Source organism: Streptomyces sp. NPDC002701, from assembly GCF_042889045.1.
Classification (GTDB): domain Bacteria; phylum Actinomycetota; class Actinomycetes; order Streptomycetales; family Streptomycetaceae; genus Streptomyces.
Genome location: NZ_JBIAQL010000007.1, coordinates 211,515 through 231,558, shown reverse-complemented (window position 1 = coordinate 231,558; position 20,044 = coordinate 211,515). Strand labels below are relative to the sequence as shown.

Genomic DNA, 20,044 nt, shown 5'->3' with positions numbered 1-20,044 from the left:
GGGACGGAGCGGGGTACGCGTTCTCGACATCGTGGCGCGGGCCGGTCCCGACGATTGCGGGACTCGGACGCACCGACCCATACTGTGGCTCGCCGTACGGGGGGAGGCCGGCGAGTTGAGCGGGAGACGTGCGCCCACCGCAGTGCGCGGGACCGCGCACCACGGACTGGTGCTGGGGGCCGCCGGGCTGGCCGTGCTGCTCGCCGCCACCGTGCTCGCGGCCCTCGCGGCGCTGACCGAGAAGGCCGTCGAGGGCGGGACGCAGCGGCGGCTCGCCCGCGACCCGGCAGCCGTGGTCGAGGTCTCGGGCGCGTACCGCTCACGTGCCGCGGGCGAGACCGACCGCCTCGTACGCGCCGCCGTCGACCGCGCCTTCGGTGGCGTACCGCACCACACGTGGTCCGCGTTACGGGTCCCGGCCGGCCGTTCCGCCGCGCTCGGCGTGACCGAGGCGGACGGCCGCCGGCGTGACGACGCCCCCGTCACACTCGTCGCCCTCCAGGACCCGCGCCGGCACGCCGGCCTGGTGACGGGGCGCTGGCCCCGGACGGGCGGCGGAGGAATCGTCGAGACCGCGCTGACCGACGTCTTCGCCGTGGAGCTCGCCGTGCGGCCCGGTGACGAACTGCGGGTGCGCTCCACCGGCGGCGGGCAGGTCCGGATGCGGGTGGCGGGGCTGTACCGGGCGGGCAGCCGCAGCCCGGCCGTCTGGGCGAGCCTGAGCCCCACCTTCTCGGCCACCGAGTCCATGGCGCTCGTGCCGCGGCAGGCCCTGACGGCGATCCCGGGCCTGGCCGGGGACGCCGACGCGCTGTGGCTGGGCGTGCCGGACACCGGCGGTCTGCGGCTGGGCGACATCGGGCCACTGCGGCAACGCAGCGACGCCTTCGCCGGCAGCGACGTGTCGCTCTCCGTCTTCCGCGGGACGCCCCCCACGGCCGAGCTCGACGTCAGGTCCACGCTCGACAACGCACTCGACGACCTGACCACCCCCATCGCCGTGGCCCGCGCCGGCCTCTACATCCCGGCGACCCTGCTCGCCGCCCTCGCGGCCACCGCCCTCGTGCTCACCGCGCGCCAGCTCGCCGAGCACCGCCGGCCCGAACTCGCGCTGCTCGCCGCACGCGGCGCCGGGACCCCGCGGCTCGCCGCGGCGACGGCGGCGCAGTGGGCGGCCGTCGCGGTGCCGGCCGGGCTGGCCGCACCGTTCCTCGCCGGACCGCTGCTGCGCCTCCTCGACGGAGCCGGACTGATCCCCGGCGACGTCCCCACGACGGCGACCCTGGCAGCGGGCTGGGCCGCCGCGCTGCTCGCCGTCGCGGTGCACGGGACCGCTCTGCTGCTGCCGACCGTACGGACGGTACGGGACCGGCACGCGGTACGCGGACTGCGGCTGCGGCTGGGACGGTTCGCGGGGGCGCAGCGCCTCGGCGCCGACGTGGCGCTCGCCGCCGTCGCGGTGGTCGGCTGGCTGCAACTGAGGCAGTACCGCTCGCCGGTGACCGGCGGGGCGGTCGATCCGGTGCTGGTGCTCGCGCCCGTCGCGATGACCTGCGCCGCGGCATTGCTCGTGCTGCGGGCGCTGCCGCTGGCCGCCCGCCTCACCGACCCCCTCGCCCGGCGCGGCACCGGACTCGTACTGCCCCTGGGCGGCTGGCAGATCGCCCGGCGAGCGGCGCGGCACGCCGGTCCCGCGCTGCTGGTGACACTCGCCCTGGCCGTCGCCGCGCTCAGCAGCACCGCACTCGCCGTCCTGGACCGCGGCGACCACGACCAGGCGGTCTTCAAGGTCGGGGCGGACCTGCGCGTCGACCCCGGTCGGCGGCTCCCCACGGCCGAGCGGCGCGCCACGTACGCCGCACTGCCCGGCGCCGGCGCCGTCACCCCGGTGCTGGAGGCGAACGGATACCTCGGCCAGAGCTGGACGACCGTCACCGGCATCAACACCGCACGCGGCCCCGCCCCCGCCCTGCGCCCCGACCTCGGCGACCGGCCGGTGGCCGAACTCATCGCCCCGCTCGGCCGGAACATTCCCGCGTACGGGCTGCCGCTCGGCGGCTCCGCGCGCGAACTCCCCCTGCGGGTGCGGCTGTCCGCCGACGGGCCCGGCACTCCCGTACCGGTCACGCTCACCGTGCACTTCGTGGACGCCGACGGCCTGACCGGCGCGAGCGAGGTCGTCCTGGAGGACACCGGCGGCGCGGTCCGTACCGTGCGCCTGAAGGTACCGGTCGACGCCGAAGGCGCCCGTGTCGTCCAGCTCGGCCTCGCCATGACCGGCGAGACCGTACGACGCACCTACCGCCTCTCCGTCGACCGCGTGCCCGGTCTCGCCCGGCCCGCCGCCTGGCGCCCCCTGCGCACCGACGCCCCCGACCGGAAGACCGCCGGGTGCCCCGGTGCGACACCGCGCAGGCCGCCCGGCGCCGCCCCGGGACCCGTGCTGTGCTCCGACCGCCCGGCACCCGGCACGCTCCTGGACGCGGTGCTGCGCGGACCCGACACCGGGAGCAAGTACCCGACATGGAGTGTGCGGCTCGGCACCGACCGCGCGAAGGGGCGCCCGGCCGCGCCCGCGCTCGCCGACCGCACGCTGCTGGCCTCCGGCGCGGCCCGGGTGGGGGACACGGTCACGCTGCAGCGTGCCGGGGGCGGCACCGCCCGTCTCAGGATCGTGGGGAGGATCGATGCCGTGCCGGGCGCCGAGCGCGACCGGCCGCGGCTCCTCGTCGACTCCCGGGCCATGGCCGCCCAGTTCGTGTCCGGCGGAACCCTGCCCGCCGCCGAGTCCGCCTGGTGGGTGGCGGCCGACCGCGGGGACGCGACGGCGGCGCTGGGCGCAATCCGCGCCGACCCCCGCCTCGGCACGGCCGTCGACGTGCCGCGGATGCGGGACCGGCTGGCCGCCGACCCCCTGCGGCAGGGCGCACGCGGGGCGCTGACACTGTGTCTGGTCCTCGCACCGGCGTTCGCCGTCCTCGGCTTCACGCTGCACACGGCGCTCTCGGCGCGGGCCAGGACAGGGGAGTTCGCGTTGCTGCGGGCCCTCGGCGTGCGCCGCGGACAGCTCGCCGCGTACCTGTGGACCGAGCAGCTGGTGCTCGCGGGGGTGGCGGCGGTCCTCGGCACGCTCCTGGGCACCGCCCTGGCCGCGACGATCATGCCGGTCGTCACGGTCGACGACACCGGCAGACCGGTCTATCCGGGACTGCTCACCGACGTGCCCTGGACACGCGTCGCCCTCACGGCGGGCGCGACCACGCTCGTCGTCTGCGCGGTCGTGACGACCGCCGCCCGCTTCCTGGGACGCGTCGACCTGGCGCGGGTACTGCGAGCGGGGGAGGACCGGTGAGGCGGCCCTCGCGCGCACTTCGTCCCGTCGCCCTGCGCGAGGTACGTGCCGATCTCCCCCTGCTGGTCTGCCTCGCCGTCCTGGTGGCGCTGCTCACCGCGGTCGCCGCCGCGGGCCCCGGGCTCATGGACCGGCTCGCCGGACGCGCGCTCGCCTCCCGGCTGGCGCAGGAGCAGCGGGCGGAGCCCGGGATCGTGCTCAGCGCGCAGTTCGAGCCGGCGGGCGGTGCGGACTCCGACGCCTGGGCGAGCGACCTGGCCGAGGACCTGCTCCCGGTCACCGGCGTGATCGAGAACGCGGCGCCCGACGCCCTGGAGGGCGGCCTCGTCCACGACTCGACCCGGGTCGCCCTGCCGCTCCTCACCACCGCGACGGCCGCCGGGGACGTGGGACTCGGCCTGGTGTACGCCTCCGACGCGCCGGGTCGCGGAGCCTACGCCGAGGGCCGGCCGCCCGGTCCGCACCGCGGCGCGGGCAGCGGCGGGGGCGACGACGGCAGGGTCGAGATCGCCGTCAGCACCCGCACCCGCGACGTGCTGAACCTGCGGCTCGGCCAGCGGCTTCCGCTCGGGCCGGGCGCGCTGGAGGACGTCCGGGCCACCGGTGTCGTCGTCGGCTTCTTCACCGCGGGCGGCGCCGACGCCGAAGCCGCCCCCGGACCCGCCCCCGGACCCGATCCCGGACCCGACCCCGAGGGCGACGCCGGCCGGCGCACCGGCACCGCCGGCGGCGACCGGCTGTGGCGTGAACAACCCCTCCTCGCGAACCCTTCGGAACTCCCGCCCCGCAGCGCCTCCGGGATCGACTGGGAGGCCCGCGCCCTCGTCGCGCCCCGCACCGTCACCGACCTCCAGGCACAGGCGGGCGCCCTGCTCACGGTCACGTGGGGGATGCGCCTGGACCTCGACGCCCGTACCGCCGCGCGGTTCGCCGACGACCGGGGCCTGCGCGAACTGCACCGGCTGCTCACCGCCTACCCGGACGACGCACGGACCGTCTTCTGCGGAGACATCGCCGACTACGGCGGCATGTACTGCCAACTCGGCCCGCACCCCGCCGGCACCCTCCGGGACAGCTCGCACCTGGCCGACACGCTCACCGACTTCGGCCGGCAGTGGCGGCAGGGCAGCGTCGTGATCTCCTTCGCGCTCGCCTCACTGCTCGTCGTCGGCCTGCTCGCCGCCGCCGCCACCGCGCTGCTCGCGGTACGCCGCAGCCTCGACGCCCACCGGCTGCGGCGCGCCCGCGGCGCCTCCGCGACCGGTCTCGCGCTGACGAGGGCGGCACAGACCGCACCGGCCGCGCTCCTCGGGCTCGTGGCGGGCACCGCCGCCGCCCGCTCACTGCCCGGCCCCGCACCCGCGTACCGGTACGGGCTGCTGGTCGCCGCCCTCCTCTGGCTGCTGACCCCCGCCCTCACCTGGCACGCCCTGCGCGAACGCGCGGTCCGCACCGGACCCGACGGCCCGGCCCCGTACGCCGGAGGCCGCCGCCTCGTCGCCGAAGCGGCGGTCCTGCTGCTCGCCGCGGCCGGTGTGTTCGCGCTGCGGAGCCGGGGCACGGCCGCCGACGCGGGACCCGACCCGCTGCTCGCCGCGGTGCCCGCGCTGCTGGGGCTGGCCGCCGTCGCCGTACTGGTCCGCTGCTACCCCCTGCCCGTACGCGTCCTGGCGCGCCGGTCGGCGCGGCGGCGCGGCGTCGTGGCCCTCGTCGCGCTCTCCCGGGCCGCGAAGGAGGCACCCTCCCGCGCCCTCGCGCTGCTGGTCCTCGTGGTGACGCTGGCCGGAGCGGTGTTCGGCGGCCTGGTGGCCGGGACGCTGGCGGAGGGCCGCCGGGAGGCCGCCGCCTGGCAGGTCGGCGCGGACGCCTCCTACCTGGGCGCGGCCCGCAGTCCCGACATCGCCGAGCGGCTGAGCCGGGTACGCGGCGTGCGCGAGACCGTCGGCGTCCGGCAGCTGCGCGTCGACCCGACGAGCGCGACCACCGGCAGCCGGTACGGCATCGCGAGCCTCGTCGGCGTCGACAGCGCGCGCCTGCGGACGGCGGCGCCCGACTCACCGGCGGCGCGCGCCCTCGACACGGCCGGCATCGGCGACTCCACCGCACGGCCCGGCACGGACATCCGGGTCCTGGCCACCGGGGCCCGCGCCGGCGAGGTGTTCACCATCACCTCGCACGGCAGGAAACTACGCCTGCGTGTCGTCGGCGGGCTCCCCGAGAACGTCATCCACGATGCGGCGCTCGGCCCCGTCCGCGGCACGACACCACCCCGGGAACGCCTGCTGCTCACCGACAACCGCCACCTCACCACCATCGCGGCGAACGACTTCGAGGGCACCTCCCTGCTGCTGTACGGCCCGCACCTGGACGTGCGGACGCTGCGGTCCCTGGTGCCGCGCGCCACCGGCGACACCGGCGTAGGAGAACTGCGGATCCGCGCCGAGGAACAGGCCGACGCCGAGGCCGACGGCATGATCGACGTCCTGCGCGCCGCGCACACCACCTGCACGGCGCTCGCCGTGCTCCTCGCCCTGCTGACGCTGGTCCTCGAACTGCTGCTGTCCGCCCCGGCACGCGGCCGCACCACCGCCTATCTGCGCACGCTCGGCCTGGGCGACCGGGCCACGTCGGGGCTGCACCTGCTCCAGCTGCTGCCGATGGTGCTGGCGGCCGTGGCGGGCGGCACCGCCCTCGGACTGACACTGCCCGCGCTGCTCGGACCCGCCCTGGACCTGCGGGAGTTCACGGGCGGACCCGCCGCCCCCACGCCCCACCCCGACCTGCTGCTGACCGCCGCCCTGGGCATCGGCCTGGGACTGCTGGTCGTCGCGGCCGTGGGCGTCGAGACCTGGATCGGACGGCGCCGCGGGCTCGGCGCCGTCCTGCGACTGGGGAGGAACGGTGACTGACCCGCACGGGAGCGAACTGCGGCGGCTGGAGGAGCGGGCCCGCGAGGCCCGGCGACCGCTCGCCGACGAAGGGCTCGTCGTCTGCGACAACCTGGTCCGCGTCTACCGCACCGACGAGGTCGAGGTGCAGGCGCTCCAAGGTCTCGACCTGGTCGTCGAGGAGGGGGAGTGCATGGCGCTCGTCGGCGCCTCCGGCTCGGGCAAGTCGACCCTGCTGTCCATCCTCTCCGGGCTCGACCTGCCCACGGCGGGCCGCGCCCGCGTCGCCGGGCACGACCTGCTCGCAATGAAACGGCGCGAACGGCTCGGCTACCGCCGGCACACCGTCGGTTTCGTGTGGCAGCAGACGGGCCGCAACCTGCTGCCGCATCTGACGGCCCTGGAGAACGTGGCACTGCCGATGAAGTACGTGCGTGTGCCGCGCCGCGAGCGCGCCGCACGCGCCGCCGAACTGCTCGACGTGCTCGGTGTGGCGGGCTGCCGCGACCGGCGGCCCGCCGAGCTCTCCGGCGGCGAACAGCAGCGCGTCGCCGTCGCGGTCGCCACGGCCAACGCGCCACGCCTCCTGCTCGCCGACGAACCCACGGGCGAACTGGACACCGCGAGCGGCGAGGAGGTCTTCGCCGCGCTGCGCCGCGCCAACGAGGAACTCGGCGCCACCGTCCTGGTCGTCACCCACGACCCCCTCGTCTCCGGGCAGGTCCGCCGCACGGTCCGTATCCGCGACGGCCGTACGTCGACGGAGACACTGCGCGGGCCCGGCGGCGCGGGCGCCGAGGAGTACACCGTCCTGGACCGCGCGGGCCGCCTCCAGCTGCCGCGTGACCACGTGGAGCGTTACGGTCTGCGCGGCCGTGTCCGCCTGACGGCGGAGCCGGACCACGTGGGGGTGTGGCCCGACGGAACCGCACGGCCGGCCGGGACCGACGACGGCCGCTGACCGCCGGCGGCGACCTGTCCGAGGACTGCCCTGTCCTGCCGCCGCCGGGAAACTCGGATGCGGGTGGCGCCGGTGCACCCCTAGGCTCCGCCGGAAGGGCTGACGCCGGTGTCCCGCCGAGAACCGTCGGCCGGTGGTTCGGGGAGGGGCGGAATCATGGGGTGTCAACTGTTCGCGCTCTGTTTCGACGCGAACCGGCCGCTGGATCTGGCGCGGTTCTGGTCCGACTTCCTGGGATGGGAGCTGACCGACGATCCACGCGACGGCCTCACGCTCCTGCCCGGTGACGACACCGGCTTCCGTCTTCGGTTCCTCCCCACCGAGGAGCGCAAGACCGGCCAGAACCGGATGCACTTCGACCTGACGAGCACCTCGCTGGAGAACCAGCGGCGGACGGTGGCCAGGGCGCTGGAACTGGGCGCCCGGCACATCGACGTCGGCCAGCTCCCGGAAGAGGGCCATGTGGTGCTCGCCGACCCCGAGGGCAACGAGTTCTGCGTCATCGAGCCGGGCAACAACTTCCTCGCCGACTGCGGGTTCATCGGCGCGCTCGCCTGCGACGGTTCGCAGGACGTCGGGTACTTCTGGAGCAAGGCCCTGGGATTTCCGCTGGTCTGGGACCAGGACCAGGAGACCGCGATCCGCTCCCCGCACGGCGGCCCGAAGATCACCTGGGGCGGTCCACCGCTGGCGCCGAGGACGGGCAGGGACCGGCTCCGCTTCGACCTGGCGCCCTCCGGCCACGGTTCCGCGCCCGCCGGCGACAGTGAGACGCGGGCGGAGGTCGACCGGTTGCTCTCCCTCGGCGCGACGCGGAGGGACGCGACGGGCATCGGCGTCGGCCGCCGCGAACCCGGCCGGACGGCGATGGCCGACCCCGACGGCAACGAGTTCTCCGTACTGACATCCCGGTAGCGGGGCCGGGGCCCGCCCCGCCCTCGGACGCGACGTCCTTGCCCCGGTCCGTCGCGCAGGACGTCAGACCTGTCCGGTGACGGTCACGGTGACGTGCACCGGTGCGGTCTCCGCCGGGAAGTGCGAGACCAGGTACGCCTCGACGCTGCGGCGGGTGGCGCGGGCGACGTCCACCGCCCGCGCCTGCCGCAGCGCGACGAGGTGGATCTCGACGTGCCGGCCCCCGGCACCGTCCGGCCGGCTCAGCCGTACCCCGGCTGTCGGCACCCGGTCCCGGCTTTCCTGCGACGGCGGTACCGGTCGGCCGAGGGCGGAGCGCAGCCGGCCGGCGAGTCCGGGCTTGAGGAAGGCCACGCCCGGCACGCTCTCCACGGTCCGGGCGATCTCCTCCGTCAGTGCCCAGTGCGCGGTGTCGGGCATCATCGGCTCGGGCCTTCCTGGCTGTCGGTCGTGCTGTCGCTCGCGCTGTCGATCCCGCCGTCGGTCAGGTCGGTGATGCGGATGTCCACCGCCGCCAGTTCCATGCCCAGCAGGCGGTCCGCGGCCTCCCGGACCCGGCTGCGCACCTGATCGGCGAGGTCCGGCAACGGGACGCCGGCCGGGGCGTGCAGGGCGAGGCGGACCTCGACCGGCCCGCCGGTGGGATAGGCCGCGTCGGAGGTGCGCAGCGGAAGCACGCGGCAGGAACCGGCCCGTACGCCGGACACGGTCTCGGCCGCGGCCCGCAGGGCGCGCGCGGCGACCGCTTCCATGATCCACAGGTCCTCGGCGGGTTCCCCCAGCGGCAGGGGACGGCCGGGACGCAGTTCGAGGCGTACGACGTCCATGACGCGCTCCGTCACCGACGTCGCGTCGTAGGCGGAGGTGTCCGTCGTCTCGTCCCGCAGGTCGCGCACCGCGGACTCCAGCCCGTCGAGCCCGCGCACGGACTCCCGGCAGTACGGGCAGGTCCGCAGGTGCGGATCGGCACCGGCGGCACTGCCGGCACCGGTGGCACTGTCCGCACCGGCGGAGGTCTGCTGCTCCCAGTCGTCCCAGACCCGGGACAGCAGCCTGCCGCACGGCAGCCGCTCGTCGAGGTCGTCGGCGACGCCGCGGGCGCCCGCGGCGGGCGGGTCGGTGTGAGCGGTCATCGCCAGGCCCCCAGTGCTTGTGTCAGGCAGCGTCGTGCGCGGAAGACGCGGGCGCGCACAGCCTCCTGGCTGATGCCGACCGCGTCCGCGATGAACTCGTAGGACTGACCGTCCAACTCTCTGAGCACCCAGCAGGCGCGCTGTTCGGCGGACAGCAGGTCGAGCGCCTCCCGCAACGCCCGCACCGCGCCGCGCGCCTCGGCTATCCGGGCCGGGGAGGCCGCGTACTCGGGCGCCGGTACGTCGCCCGCGGCCTCCAGGGGCGCCACCGGCCTGCGGGAGCGCAGCACGTTGAGACAGCGGTTGGTGCTGATCCGGTACATCCAGGTGCCGAAGGACGACCGGTTGTGGAACTCCGGGAGCCGCCGCCAGGCACTGATGAACGCGTCCTGCACGGCGTCCTCCGCCTCCGTCCTGCTGCCGAGCAGGCGCGTGGCCAGCCGGATCAGCGAGGGGGCGTGACGCTGGACGAGCACCGCGAAGGCGTCCTCGTCCCCTTCCGCGGCCCGCACCGTCAGCAGGGCGTCGTCGGTCCCGGCCCGGGCGTCCGGTGGTGCGCTCTGTCTGCGGGCCCCCGCCACTGGGTGGCTCCTCTCGTCCGGTTCCGATCGTCCGGCCCCGGAGGTTGGACACGTCGGTACCGCCTTCTGTTACGCGGGACTTCGGGAGCCGGGCCCGATGCGGATGCCGAACGGGCCCGCCCTCTTCGTCAGGGGTGTGCGCGACCTCTGCGGCGTACGGCTGTCGGCGGGTGCGCCGTCGGCAGGTGAGCGGAGATTTTCCGGGTATCCGCGTCACAGACGTGGCCGCGGCGGGTCTGTCGCAGTGAGAGCGACTCGTCGGTTACAGGAAGAAGGACATGCCATGACCACGCAGACCGCACCGACCGGCACGGACGTATCGGTCGCGCAGAGCAACAGCGCCGGGCAGACGACGGCGTTGTCCGGCGGTGCCACCGGAGCCGACCAGCCGGCGCCGGACCGCGGCCGGACATCGATCGCCGACGTCGTCGTGGTGAAGGTGGCGGGCATCGCGGCCCGGGAGATCCCGGGTGTGTACGACATGGGCGGCGGCCTGTCGCGCACCATCGGCGCCGTACGCGACCGGGTACCGGGCGGCGGCCGGCCCAACGTCGGACGCGGGGTGAAGGTCGAGGTCGGCGAGCGGCAGACGGCCATCGATCTCGACCTGGTCGTGGAGTACGGCGTCCCCATCACGGACGTGGCCCGCGACGTGCGGGAGAACGTGATCGCGGCGGTGGAGCGCATCACCGGACTGGACGTGGTGGAGGTGAACGTCACGGTCAACGACGTGCATCTGCCCGAGGAGGACGACGGGGGAACGACGACGGACTCCCGCGTGGAGTGAGAGAGCGCCCGGGAGCAGCGCGCGCCCGGGAGCAAGAGGGCACAGGGGCGCGTACGAGCGAGCGGCCCGTCGCACGGGGACCACGCCCGGCCACCGGCCGGCCGGTGCAAGAGGACAGGAAGTGGACGTGACCAGAGCTTTCGTCGGGATGATCGCAGGGATGGCGCTGGCCTTCGCCGGTTTCTTCGGCGGCTTCGGGGCGTTCCTGCTCGTCGCCGCACTGGGCGGCCTGGGGTGGGCCGTCGGCCACTGGTCCGACAACGGGGGCCGGGTCCAGGATCTGCGCGACGGCTACGAGCGGAGCCGTCGATGACGGCACCGGGTCTGCGCGGCACGACGACCGTCTCGGACCGGGCGGTCCGCAGGATCGCCGAACGGGCGGCCGCCGAGGCCGTGCCGGGTCCGGGCACCGGAACCACGAAGGGCGCGGCGGGCGTGCACGGCCGCCGCGCGGAGGTGAGTGTCGACGTGACCCTGCCCTACCCGGCGCCCCTGCCGGAGGCGGTACGCCGGGTCCAGCGGCACGTCATCACCCGCACGGGCCGGCTGACCGGCCTCGACGTCACCTCGGCACGCGTCGACGTGACCGCGCTGGTCCCGGCCCCGGCCGCGGCGCAGAGCGCGCCGCCGGACGACTCCCGCGCGGACGGCGGCCCGGACGGGCACCCCCGGACGCCCGGCCACCGGCGGACACCGCGGCGGTGGTGGTCGCAGCGGCGGGTACCGACACTGCTGCTCGTCCTCGCGGCCACGGTGGCCTGCGGCGCCCTGGCGGCCGATCTGATCCTGGTGCACCTCGCCGACCGCCCGCCGGCCGCCTGGCGGACCGGGACGCTGGACTGGCTGACGCGGCACGGACCCGGCGATCCGGCGGTCACGGCCTGCGCGGCCGCGGTCGCCGTCCTCGGTCTGCTGATGGTCGCCCTCGCCCTCGCGCCGGGACACCGCGGACTCCTCACCGTCACCGCCCCCGTCCCCCACCTGCGGGCCGCCCTGGACCGCGCGGCGGTCGCCGCCCTCGTCAGGGACGCGGTGGCCGCCGGGCGGGGCATCGGCCCGGTGAGGGTGCGGGCACGCCGCCGCCGTGTCACCGTCCGGGCCGGCCTGGCCATCGGTGACCACGCCGTCGCGGTCGAGGAGGTGCGGCACGCCGCCCGCCGGGCACTGGAGGACTGCGGGCTGCGCCGCGCACCGCGGCTGCGGGTCAGGGTCCGGCCCGAGGCCGCCTGGGACCCGGACCCCGGCAGGGCGACGGCCGCGGAGAGCGGACACGTGGAGAGCGGGCACGCGCTGCGTCCGCACCCGGCCGAGGCCCCCGACGCGGTCCTGAAGGAAGCGAGAGACTGATGCAGCCCTCCCGTACGGTCTCCCACCGCGCCGCCCTCGGCCTGGTGGGCCTCGTCCTGCTGGCAGGCGGCACCTGGCTGGCCGTCACGCCGGCGTCCTGGGCCACGGGCCTTCCCACCTGGTGGCCCGACCCCGGACCGCACACCGCGCTGGTCGACCGGGACGGGCTCGCGGAGCTGCGTACGACGCGCTGGTGGACGCCGTCGGTCGTGGCGGGATCGATCGCCGCGACCACCCTGTTCGCCCTGTGCTGCGTCCGCCAACTGCGCGGCGGGGCACGTCCGTCCATTCCGCTGCCGGTGCCCGGAAGCACCCTGCGGACCCGGGCCCTGGAGGACGCCGCGACCCGGCAGGCCGTCGCGATCGACGGCGTCGTCCGCTGCCGCACCCGTGTACTCCCACGGCATCGGCACCTGAACGTGACGCTGCACGTCTGGCTCCGGCCCGACGCCACCCCCGCCGCGGTACTCCCCGCCCTCGCCGACCTGGCCGGCCGGACAGAGACCGCGCTCAGCCCGTACGACGTGCGCACGCGCGTCCGGTTCTCCGCACGCACGCACCGTGGGTCCCATGTCCGCTGAACCGAGCCCCGCCTTCCCGGGCCCCGGCCCGCACGCGCTGCCCCCGGCCCGGCGGGCCCGCCGGGCCCCCGCGGCCTGGGCGAACGCCCTGCGCCGTACGCCGGTGTCGATGTGGCGGGACGACGTCTCCGACTACGCGGCCGCCCTCACCTACTACTCCATCCTGGCGGTCCTGCCCTCCCTGCTCGTGACCGTCATCGCCTTCAGCCTGATCAGCCCGGGCACGGCCGAGGACTTCATCGCCCACGTCACCGCCTACGCTCCCGACCAGTCCGGCACCCAGCTGCGCGACGTGCTGTCACGGATGCTGCGCGACGGCTCGGCCGCCTGGACCCTGCTGTGCGGCGGCACCGTGAGCGCCCTGTGGTCCGCCTCCAGCTACCTCGCCGTCTTCCGCCGCGCCCTGCACCGCATGCACCATGTGCCCGACTGCCGTTCCCCGTGGCACACGGCGCCCCGCATCCTGCTCACCGCGTTCGCCCTCCTCGGACTGCTCCTCGTCAGTGCCCTCGTCCTGCTGCTGACCGGACCGCTCGCGGAGACCTTCGGTCACCTCCTCGGCGTGGACGCCATGGCGGCCTGGACCTGGAACCTGCTGCGCTGGCCGCTCCTGCTCTCCCTGGTGGCACTGCTGGTCGTCATCGTCTTCCACACCGGGCCCGTGTCGGCCCGCCGCCGCAAGCACAGCCTGCCCGGCGGACTCCTGGCGGCCGGCCTGTGGCTCACCGTCTCCGCGGGCTTCGCCCTGTACGCCTCCCTGCTCGGCACCTACAGCAAGCTGTACGGGTCCCTCGCGGGCGCGGTGGTCTTCCTCATCTGGCTGTGGCTGTCGAACCTCGCGCTGCTCGCCGGAGCCCAGTTCACCGCCGAACTGAACGAACTGGGCCAGAAGAAGGGCGAGTCCGCCGAGCCGCGACCGGACGACTGCGCCGAAGCGGAGGCGGAGGCGGAGGCCGAGGTCGAGGCATAAGCAGACGACGGAGCCGGTCCGCGCGGGTTCGAGTCGGGCCGCTTTGCTTCGCGTCGGTCCGCGTCGGTCCGCGTCGGTCCGGGCCTGTCCGCGCGCCACGCAGCGCTTGCGTCAGCCATCGCGGACCCTGATACTTAGCCGCATGGCACAGTATTCGGCGCAACTGGACGGCGTGTTCGTCGCGCTCGCCGACCCGACCCGGCGCGCCGTGGTCCGGCGTCTCGGCCACGGCCCCACGAGCGTCGGCGAGCTCGCCCGCGCGTTCCCGATGACCCTCCCCTCGTTCATGAAGCACGTGCGCACGCTCGAGACGAACGGGCTCATCCGCACGGTCAAGTCCGGCCGGGTGCGCACCTGCGTGCTCAACCGCGAGCGCCTCGGCCTCGTCGAGGACTGGCTCGCCGAGCAGCGCCGGATCTGGGAGGACCGCACCGACCGCCTGGAGCGGTTCGTCACCGACCCTGAGGAGAACCAGCAGTGAATCCCGACCTCGACCTCGGCCTGGAGCGGATCATCCGCGCCCCGCGCGCGACCGTGTGGAGCGCCTGGACCGACCCGTCCCGGCTCGCGAAGTGGTGGGTCCCGGCTCCGACGCACTGCCGGGTGGACCACCTGGACCTGCGGCCCGGCGGGGCGTTCGTGACGCGGCTCAGCGACGACGGAACCGTGTTCGTCCCCCACATGGACGCCTGTTTCCTGGCCGTCGACGAACTCGAACGGATCGTGTTCACCAACGCGGTCGACAGCACCTGGCGGCCCGCGCGGCCCGCCCCGGTGGCGATGACCGCGACGATCACGCTGCTCGATCACCCGGACGGCACGGACTACCGCATGGTCGTGCGGCACGGCGACCCGGAAGCCCGCGCGCACCACGACAAGCTCGGCTTCGCCGACGGCTGGGGCACGGTCGCCGGCCAGCTGGCCGCCTTCGCCGAGAGCACGGCCCCGCGATGAGGGTCAGCCTCACCCAGTTCGTCACGCTCGACGGGGTGAGCCAGGGCCCCGGCTCACCGGACGAGGACACCACCGACGGGTTCACCCTCGGCGGCTGGCTCGTCCCGCACATCGACGGGACGTTCGTCCGGCGCGCCTCCGACTGGCTCGACCTCGCCGACGGACTGCTGCTCGGCCGGCGCACCTACCAGGCGTTCGCACGCGACTGGCCGAGGATCACCGACCCGGCCGATCCCTTCACCGTACGGATGAACGCGCTCCCGAAGTACGTCGTGTCGAACACCCTCACCGAGGGGGACTGGAACCCCACGACCGTGCTCAAGGGCGACCCGGCCCGGACCGTCGCCGAGCTCAAGGAGCGGCCGGGACGGGAACTGCAGATCCACGGCAGCGCCCGTCTCGGCGAGGCCCTCCTGCGGGCGGGCCTGCTGGACACGGTCCGCCTGGTCGTCGCGCCCACGGTGCTCGGCAGCGGCCGCCGCCTCTGGGCCGGCACCGGCGCCCCGTCCGGCCTCCGGCTGCTCCACCACGAGGCGACGCCGAACGGCCTGCTGCTCCTGGAGTACGAGACGACGGGCGGCGCGCCCGTGGGCACGTACCAGGGCGTCAGCGACTTCGTCGGAACGGAGCAGGGCCGGTAGAGGGCCCCGGGCTGTCGGGCCGGGCGCTGTGGTCGGGATGGCCCTTCGTGCGGCGGTCCTCCTTCATCTCCGCCTCGTAGAGGTGGTCGTGTCCGTCCACCAGGCCGTGCAGAGCGCTCCGTTCCAGGTCCCGGAACGGCTGGTAATAGGTCTCGTTGTATGCCTCGACGATCTGGAACGTCCAGTGGCCGGGGATCACGTTGCGGCCCAGGATCTCCCTCTCGACCCGGTCGGCGTACGCGGTGTGGCCCGCCTTCCGCAGGAGCTCCACCGCGCGGTCCAGTTCCAGGTCGGCCGTTCCGGTCAGCTGGTGGAACGAGTACAGGTGCCCCCTGGCCCGTTCGGTGGTCTCCAGCGCCTTGGACAGGGCGCCGAGCGCCTCCACGGTCACGTCGTCGACGCCACGGGGGCGCTGGTGGGAACGGTCGGGGCCGTCGTTCAGTTGGTTCATGCTCTGGCAGGTGCCCGCGACGGGCGCAGATATATGCCGGTTCGGCGGACCCGGAGCCCGGATGGCGCACGGGGCGGCCCGGGCGGCGTTCGTCGAAGACTGGTGATTCTGCCGATGGCCGCACCCCCTCCGCGCCCGGACAGTGGCACAGCCGGCCACCGGTCGGCGCCGTCGGCAGAGCTTCCGGACGTGCCACGCGGATCCCCCCCGCACACCGAGCACACCGTGTGTGCCGCGCCCGGCCCGACGGTTCGTCACGACCGAGAGGACGACTTCGTCGTGCAGCAGCACTCGCAGAACAGCCCGTTCGCCCCCGGTGCGGTCCCGCCCGCCCTCACCGACGGCCGGTCGCACCGCAGTGGCGGGTGGGCCGCGAAGCGGATCACCGGCGCCGTCGCGGCGCTCGCCGCCGTCGTGGGCCTCAGCTCCCTGGCGACCCCCGGGGCGCATGCCGCGGAGAACCCCTACGAGCGCGGCCCCGCCCCCACCACGTCGAGCATCGAGGCGGTGCGCGGCTCGTACAGCGTGTCCCAGACGACCGTCTCGTCGCTGTCGGTCACCGGTTTCGGCGGCGGCACCGTCTACTACCCGACGAGCACCGCCGACGGGACGTTCGGCGCCGTGGCGATCTCGCCGGGATACACCGGCACCCAGTCCTCGATCTCGTGGCTGGGCGCGCGGCTGGCCTCCCAGGGATTCGTCGTCTTCACCATCGACACGAACACGACCCTGGACCAGCCCGACTCGCGCGGCCGGCAGCTGCTCGCCGCGCTGGACTACCTCACCGAGCGCAGCAGTGTACGCAGCCGGATCGACAGCAGCCGCCTCGCGGTGGCCGGGCACTCGATGGGCGGCGGCGGCAGCCTGGAGGCCGCCAAGTCCCGTCCGTCGCTCCAGGCGGCGATCCCGCTGACGCCCTGGAACACCGACAAGTCCTGGCCCGAGGTCAGCACCCCCACGCTGATCTTCGGGGCGGACGGCGACACGATCGCGCCGGTCTCCTCGCACTCGGAGCCGTTCTACGGAAGCCTTCCGTCGTCCACCGACAAGGCATACCTGGAGCTCAACAACGCGTCGCACTTCACGCCGAACTCGTCCGACACGACGATCGCGAAGTACAGCATCTCCTGGCTCAAGCGGTTCGTGGACAACGACACCCGCTACGAGCAGTTCCTCTGCCCGCTGCCGCGGCCGAGCCTGACCATCGAGGAGTACCGGGGCAACTGCCCCCACCGTTCGTGACGCCGGCACATCTGACGGCACCCACGACGGGACACCTGCCGGTTTGACACAGCGGTACGACACGTCGGCATGACAGTCGGTACGACCCGGAGCAGCCGGTGGGTGGTCGCGTGGGGAACGCGGCCACCCACCGGCGCTGTGCGTGCGCACAGAACTGCGGTGGCACCGCTGGGCAGGCACACACGGATGCACCCCGCCGGGGCGGTCGCGGTGCAGGTGGGAGCGGTGGAGCGGCCGGCGGGCGGCGACGGACGCACTGCTTCCGTTCCCCGACACCCGCCAGTAACGTCACAGGGATGACCGGACGGACGAACGAGCGCCAGTCTCTCGAACCGGTTCCCCCACCGCACCTCGCACTGCACGGTCGCAGCACGGAACTCGCGGCGCTGACCGCCCTGTCGGACAGGGCCGGTGCAGGCGCCCCGGTGCTCGTGCTGACCGGGGACCCGGGTCTGGGCCGTACCGCGCTGACCGAATGGGCGGCCCGCTCCTACACCGTCGGACCCGTGCTGCGGGTGCGGGGCAGCCGCGCGGAGTCCGCCGTGCCGTTCAGCGGGGTGCACGCCCTGCGGTGCGCCGCGGCGGGCCTGCCGGGAGGACGGCCCCCCGGCGCCGCGGACACCGGGACGACACCCGAAGGGCTGCTCCACCTGCTGACCGCCACCGCCGCGGGCGAACCCCTGCTGGTGTGCGTCGACGACGCACACCTGTGGGACGCCCCGTCGCGGGCCGCGCTGGGCTTCGCCGCCCGGCGGCTGCACGCGACAGGACCGGTGCGACTGCTCCTCACGGTCGCCGGGCACCACGCGGCCGACCCCGACTTCGCCGCGCTGCCCGTCCTCGCGCTCGCACCGCTGTCCGCCTCGGCCGAGGACGCGCTCCTCGACGCCACGGCGCGCGTGCCCGTCGACCCGGCCGTACGCAGGGAACTGCTGGAGGAGTCCCGGGGCAACCCGGCCCTGCTGCGCGCGATGGTGGCCCGGCTGTCGCCCGCCGAACTGTCCGGGGAGCGCCGGCTGCCCCGCCCGCCGGCCGACGCCGAGACACTGCGGGAGGTGGCCGGCCCGCTGCTGGCGGAGTTCCCCGCCGACGCGGGCGACCTCCTCCTGCTGGTCGCGGCCGCCCACGAACACGACCCCGAGGGCGCGGGCGCCGACGCCGAACTGGTCCGCGCAGCGGCCGGGCGCCTCGGACGCGCCCCCACCGTGCTCGCCCCGGACCGGATTCCGGGCGTGCTCGTACTGGCCGACGGCCGCTTCCGCTTCACCAGTTCCCTGGTCCGCAGGGCCGCGCGTGTCTGCGCCCGCCCCGACCGGCGGCGTGCCGCCCACCGCGCGCTCGGCGCCGTCCTGGAGAGCCAGGGGTACGGGCTGCCCGCGCTGCTCCACCGGGCGTGGTCGATCGCCGGGCACGACCCGCCGACGGCGGACCGGCTGTCCGCCACCGCGGGCGACCCGTACGTCGCGGCCTCCCGAAGACAGCGTGCAGCGGCGTACGCGCGGGCCGCGGAGCTGACGGCGGACGGGTGCGAACGGGCGGAGCGGCTGACCGCGGCGGCCGAGCAGTCGCTGCTCGCGGGCCGCGCGCGGGCGGCCCGCCGACTGCTCGACCGGGCCGGCGACGGCGCCCTTCCCGCCGCAGTCCGGGGCCGCGCCGCGTGGGTGCGGGGAATCCTGGCGCTGCGCGACGGGCCCGCCGCCGACGCCGGTGAGGCGCTGCTGCTGGCCCGGTCCCTGCTCGCCGCCGACGATCCGGAACGCGCCCTGCTCGCCGGTCTCGCCGCCGCGGAGGCCGCCTGGGCCACCGGCGATGTCGTCGCCTGTCTGCGGGCTCTGACCGCGGCGGACCGTACGGCCGTGTTCGTCCGGCCGGTCGCGGAGCGGGCGCCCGTCCTCGCCGCCGCCCGCGCCCCCGTCACGCGTCAGGGTGTCCCGCCGACGGAGGCGCCCGGCAAGGAGCCGGGCCCGCCGCGCGACTACCTGTACGGCATGCGGGCGATGCTGGAACGGGACTTCGGCAGGGCGATCCCGTGGCTGCGCCGCGTGGTCGAGCACGCCTGGGAGGAGGACGGCCCGGAGCGGCTGCTGTGGTCGGGCGCGGCGGCCCTCCTCCTGGGGGACGTGCCCGCCGCCTGCCGGATCGGCGCCCGGACGCTCGCCGCAGCCCGGTCCCGGGGACCCGAGGCGTCCGTGCCGCGGGCGCTGGAGCTGCTGGCGTACGCGGAGCTGCGGACGGGGCAGCACGGGAGGGCCCGGACGCATGCAGAAGAGGGACTGCGTACCGCGCACCTGTACGGGCAGAGCAACGTGGCGGCCCACCATCACGCCGTGCTGGCCCTGGCGGCGTCGATAGCGGACGAGCCGGCGCGGGTCACGCACCACGCGGCCGCCGCACTGGCGACCGCGCGGCGCCACGGACTGCTGCAGGCCGCGACACTCGCCGAGTGGGCGTCGGGCCGCGCCGAACTGGGCCGCGGCCGTCCCTTCGAGGCGGCCGCCCGGCTCGGTCCGCTGGTCCGCCCGGGCCCGGACGGCGGGCACTTCGCCGTACGGATGCTGGCCATGCCCTGCTATGTGGAGGCCGCGGCGCTGGCCGGGCAGCGGGACGACGCACGGGCCGTCGTCGAGGAGTTCGCCCAGTGGGCGCACTTCGGCGCCGACACGCAGGCGCCCGCGCAACTCGCCCGCTGCCGGGCTCTGGTGGCCGACGCGGACCGGGCCGACGAACTGTACGAGGACGCGCTCTCCCTGCACGCGCGGGCGGGCGGCGACTTCGAGCAGGCGCGTACCCGGCTGCTGTACGGGAAGTGGCTGCGCAGGCGGCGCAGACTGCGCGAGGCCCGCGCCTGCCTGCGGGACGCGCTGGTCGCCTTCGAGCGCTGCGGCGCCGGAATCTGGGCGGGACAGGCGCACGCCGAACTGCGGGCGAACGGGGCGGCTCCGGCCGAGGCGAGGGCCGGAGCGCTGGACGGCCTCACCCCACAGCAGCTGCGGATCGCCCGGTGTGTGGCCGAGGGCGCCACGAACCGGGAGGTGGCCCTGCGCCTGGCCGTCAGCACCCGCACGGTCGACTACCACCTGCGCAGGATCTTCGCCGTGCTGGGGGTGCGCTCGCGGGTGGAGCTGTCACGCATGGTGGAGCAGACGGAGAACAGCGGTACGCACGGAAGCCGGTCCGGCCGGCCCCACTGATGCTCCGGCACCATTCGCTGCGGCCTGCGGCCTGCGGCCTTGACCGGAAG

18 protein-coding genes are annotated in these 20,044 nt (G+C 75.4%); 14 read left to right on the top strand and 4 right to left on the bottom strand.

Going from position 1 to position 20,044, the window contains the following annotated elements; genetic code table 11:
- Positions 1-115: 115 nt before the first annotated feature.
- The 4 genes from ACFYXC_RS21440 (at position 116) to ACFYXC_RS21425 (ending at position 8,116) form a co-directional block, all read left to right on the top strand.
- Complete coding sequence (locus tag ACFYXC_RS21440) at positions 116-3,352, top strand: FtsX-like permease family protein (RefSeq protein ID WP_389553654.1); 3,237 nt, start codon at positions 116-118, stop codon at positions 3,350-3,352.
- The gene (locus tag ACFYXC_RS21435) at positions 3,349-6,261 is read left to right on the top strand and encodes an FtsX-like permease family protein (RefSeq protein WP_389553653.1); all 2,913 of its coding nucleotides are present in this window, start codon (positions 3,349-3,351) and stop codon (positions 6,259-6,261) included. Before ACFYXC_RS21440 ends, ACFYXC_RS21435 begins: the two co-directional genes overlap by 4 nt.
- On the top strand, positions 6,254-7,201 hold the full coding sequence (locus ACFYXC_RS21430; protein ID WP_389553652.1) for an ABC transporter ATP-binding protein: 948 nt from the start codon (positions 6,254-6,256) through the stop codon (positions 7,199-7,201). Before ACFYXC_RS21435 ends, ACFYXC_RS21430 begins: the two co-directional genes overlap by 8 nt.
- A gap of 156 nt (positions 7,202-7,357) precedes the next feature.
- The gene (locus ACFYXC_RS21425; RefSeq protein ID WP_389553651.1) at positions 7,358-8,116 is read left to right on the top strand and encodes a VOC family protein; all 759 of its coding nucleotides are present in this window, start codon (positions 7,358-7,360) and stop codon (positions 8,114-8,116) included.
- A gap of 63 nt (positions 8,117-8,179) precedes the next feature.
- On the opposite strand, the gene ACFYXC_RS21420 is transcribed toward ACFYXC_RS21425, so the two are convergent.
- The 3 genes from ACFYXC_RS21420 to ACFYXC_RS21410 are packed head-to-tail and all read right to left on the bottom strand — an operon-like array spanning position 8,180 to position 9,830.
- Positions 8,180-8,539, bottom strand: a complete 360-nt coding sequence (locus tag ACFYXC_RS21420; protein WP_389553650.1) for a hypothetical protein — start codon at positions 8,537-8,539, stop codon at positions 8,180-8,182.
- A complete protein-coding gene (locus ACFYXC_RS21415) occupies positions 8,536-9,249 on the bottom strand; it encodes an Asp23/Gls24 family envelope stress response protein (protein WP_389553649.1) in 714 nt (237 codons plus the stop codon). Before ACFYXC_RS21415 ends, ACFYXC_RS21420 begins: the two co-directional genes overlap by 4 nt.
- The gene (locus ACFYXC_RS21410; protein WP_389553648.1) at positions 9,246-9,830 is read right to left on the bottom strand and encodes an RNA polymerase sigma factor; all 585 of its coding nucleotides are present in this window, start codon (positions 9,828-9,830) and stop codon (positions 9,246-9,248) included. Before ACFYXC_RS21410 ends, ACFYXC_RS21415 begins: the two co-directional genes overlap by 4 nt.
- 283 nt (positions 9,831-10,113) lie before the next feature.
- Between ACFYXC_RS21410 and ACFYXC_RS21405 the strand changes: the two genes are divergently transcribed.
- The 8 genes from ACFYXC_RS21405 to ACFYXC_RS21370 all read left to right on the top strand — a co-directional run bounded on the left by ACFYXC_RS21405 (position 10,114) and on the right by ACFYXC_RS21370 (position 15,110).
- Positions 10,114-10,617, top strand: coding sequence for an Asp23/Gls24 family envelope stress response protein (locus ACFYXC_RS21405; protein ID WP_388906208.1), 504 nt, complete (start codon positions 10,114-10,116; stop codon positions 10,615-10,617).
- A gap of 127 nt (positions 10,618-10,744) precedes the next feature.
- Positions 10,745-10,930: a hypothetical protein gene (locus ACFYXC_RS21400; protein ID WP_388906459.1), complete on the top strand. Its 186-nt coding sequence runs from the start codon at positions 10,745-10,747 to the stop codon at positions 10,928-10,930.
- Complete coding sequence (locus ACFYXC_RS21395) at positions 10,927-11,964, top strand: DUF6286 domain-containing Asp23/Gls24 family envelope stress response protein (RefSeq protein WP_389553647.1); 1,038 nt, start codon at positions 10,927-10,929, stop codon at positions 11,962-11,964. Before ACFYXC_RS21400 ends, ACFYXC_RS21395 begins: the two co-directional genes overlap by 4 nt.
- Complete coding sequence (locus ACFYXC_RS21390; RefSeq protein WP_389553646.1) at positions 11,964-12,545, top strand: hypothetical protein; 582 nt, start codon at positions 11,964-11,966, stop codon at positions 12,543-12,545. The genes ACFYXC_RS21395 and ACFYXC_RS21390 overlap by 1 nt, the downstream gene beginning before the upstream one ends.
- Entirely contained in the window at positions 12,535-13,515 is a 981-nt protein-coding gene (locus ACFYXC_RS21385; RefSeq protein WP_389553645.1) for a YihY/virulence factor BrkB family protein, read from the top strand. Before ACFYXC_RS21390 ends, ACFYXC_RS21385 begins: the two co-directional genes overlap by 11 nt.
- Before the next feature lie 142 nt (positions 13,516-13,657).
- Positions 13,658-13,996 (top strand): ArsR/SmtB family transcription factor, encoded by a 339-nt coding sequence (locus tag ACFYXC_RS21380; protein WP_388906217.1) that lies wholly within the window; start codon positions 13,658-13,660, stop codon positions 13,994-13,996.
- A complete protein-coding gene (locus ACFYXC_RS21375; protein WP_388906220.1) occupies positions 13,993-14,469 on the top strand; it encodes an SRPBCC domain-containing protein in 477 nt (158 codons plus the stop codon). Before ACFYXC_RS21380 ends, ACFYXC_RS21375 begins: the two co-directional genes overlap by 4 nt.
- Positions 14,466-15,110 carry a dihydrofolate reductase family protein gene (locus ACFYXC_RS21370; protein ID WP_388906222.1) on the top strand — a complete coding sequence of 215 codons (645 nt, stop codon included), beginning with the start codon at positions 14,466-14,468 and terminating at the stop codon, positions 15,108-15,110. The genes ACFYXC_RS21375 and ACFYXC_RS21370 overlap by 4 nt, the downstream gene beginning before the upstream one ends.
- On the opposite strand, the gene ACFYXC_RS21365 is transcribed toward ACFYXC_RS21370, so the two are convergent.
- On the bottom strand, positions 15,076-15,561 hold the full coding sequence (locus ACFYXC_RS21365; protein ID WP_388906224.1) for a hypothetical protein: 486 nt from the start codon (positions 15,559-15,561) through the stop codon (positions 15,076-15,078). The genes ACFYXC_RS21370 and ACFYXC_RS21365 overlap by 35 nt on opposite strands.
- 279 nt (positions 15,562-15,840) lie before the next feature.
- Between ACFYXC_RS21365 and ACFYXC_RS21360 the strand changes: the two genes are divergently transcribed.
- Positions 15,841-16,803: an alpha/beta hydrolase family protein gene (locus ACFYXC_RS21360; protein ID WP_389553644.1), complete on the top strand. Its 963-nt coding sequence runs from the start codon at positions 15,841-15,843 to the stop codon at positions 16,801-16,803.
- Positions 16,804-17,099: 296 nt separating this feature from the next.
- Positions 17,100-19,994 (top strand): LuxR C-terminal-related transcriptional regulator, encoded by a 2,895-nt coding sequence (locus ACFYXC_RS21355; protein WP_389553643.1) that lies wholly within the window; start codon positions 17,100-17,102, stop codon positions 19,992-19,994.
- The last annotated feature ends 50 nt before the right edge of the window (positions 19,995-20,044 follow it).

Coding starts and splice junctions, on each gene's coding strand:
- ACFYXC_RS21425 (WP_389553651.1), top strand. CDS start 7,358: ATGGGGTGTCAACTGTTCGCGCTCTGTTTCGACGCGAACCGGCCGCTG.
- ACFYXC_RS21420 (WP_389553650.1), bottom strand. CDS start 8,539: ATGATGCCCGACACCGCGCACTGGGCACTGACGGAGGAGATCGCCCGG.
- ACFYXC_RS21415 (WP_389553649.1), bottom strand. CDS start 9,249: ATGACCGCTCACACCGACCCGCCCGCCGCGGGCGCCCGCGGCGTCGCC.
- ACFYXC_RS21405 (WP_388906208.1), top strand. CDS start 10,114: ATGACCACGCAGACCGCACCGACCGGCACGGACGTATCGGTCGCGCAG.
- ACFYXC_RS21395 (WP_389553647.1), top strand. CDS start 10,927: ATGACGGCACCGGGTCTGCGCGGCACGACGACCGTCTCGGACCGGGCG.
- ACFYXC_RS21390 (WP_389553646.1), top strand. CDS start 11,964: ATGCAGCCCTCCCGTACGGTCTCCCACCGCGCCGCCCTCGGCCTGGTG.
- ACFYXC_RS21385 (WP_389553645.1), top strand. CDS start 12,535: ATGTCCGCTGAACCGAGCCCCGCCTTCCCGGGCCCCGGCCCGCACGCG.
- ACFYXC_RS21380 (WP_388906217.1), top strand. CDS start 13,658: ATGGCACAGTATTCGGCGCAACTGGACGGCGTGTTCGTCGCGCTCGCC.
- ACFYXC_RS21370 (WP_388906222.1), top strand. CDS start 14,466: ATGAGGGTCAGCCTCACCCAGTTCGTCACGCTCGACGGGGTGAGCCAG.
- ACFYXC_RS21365 (WP_388906224.1), bottom strand. CDS start 15,561: ATGAACCAACTGAACGACGGCCCCGACCGTTCCCACCAGCGCCCCCGT.
- ACFYXC_RS21355 (WP_389553643.1), top strand. CDS start 17,100: ATGACCGGACGGACGAACGAGCGCCAGTCTCTCGAACCGGTTCCCCCA.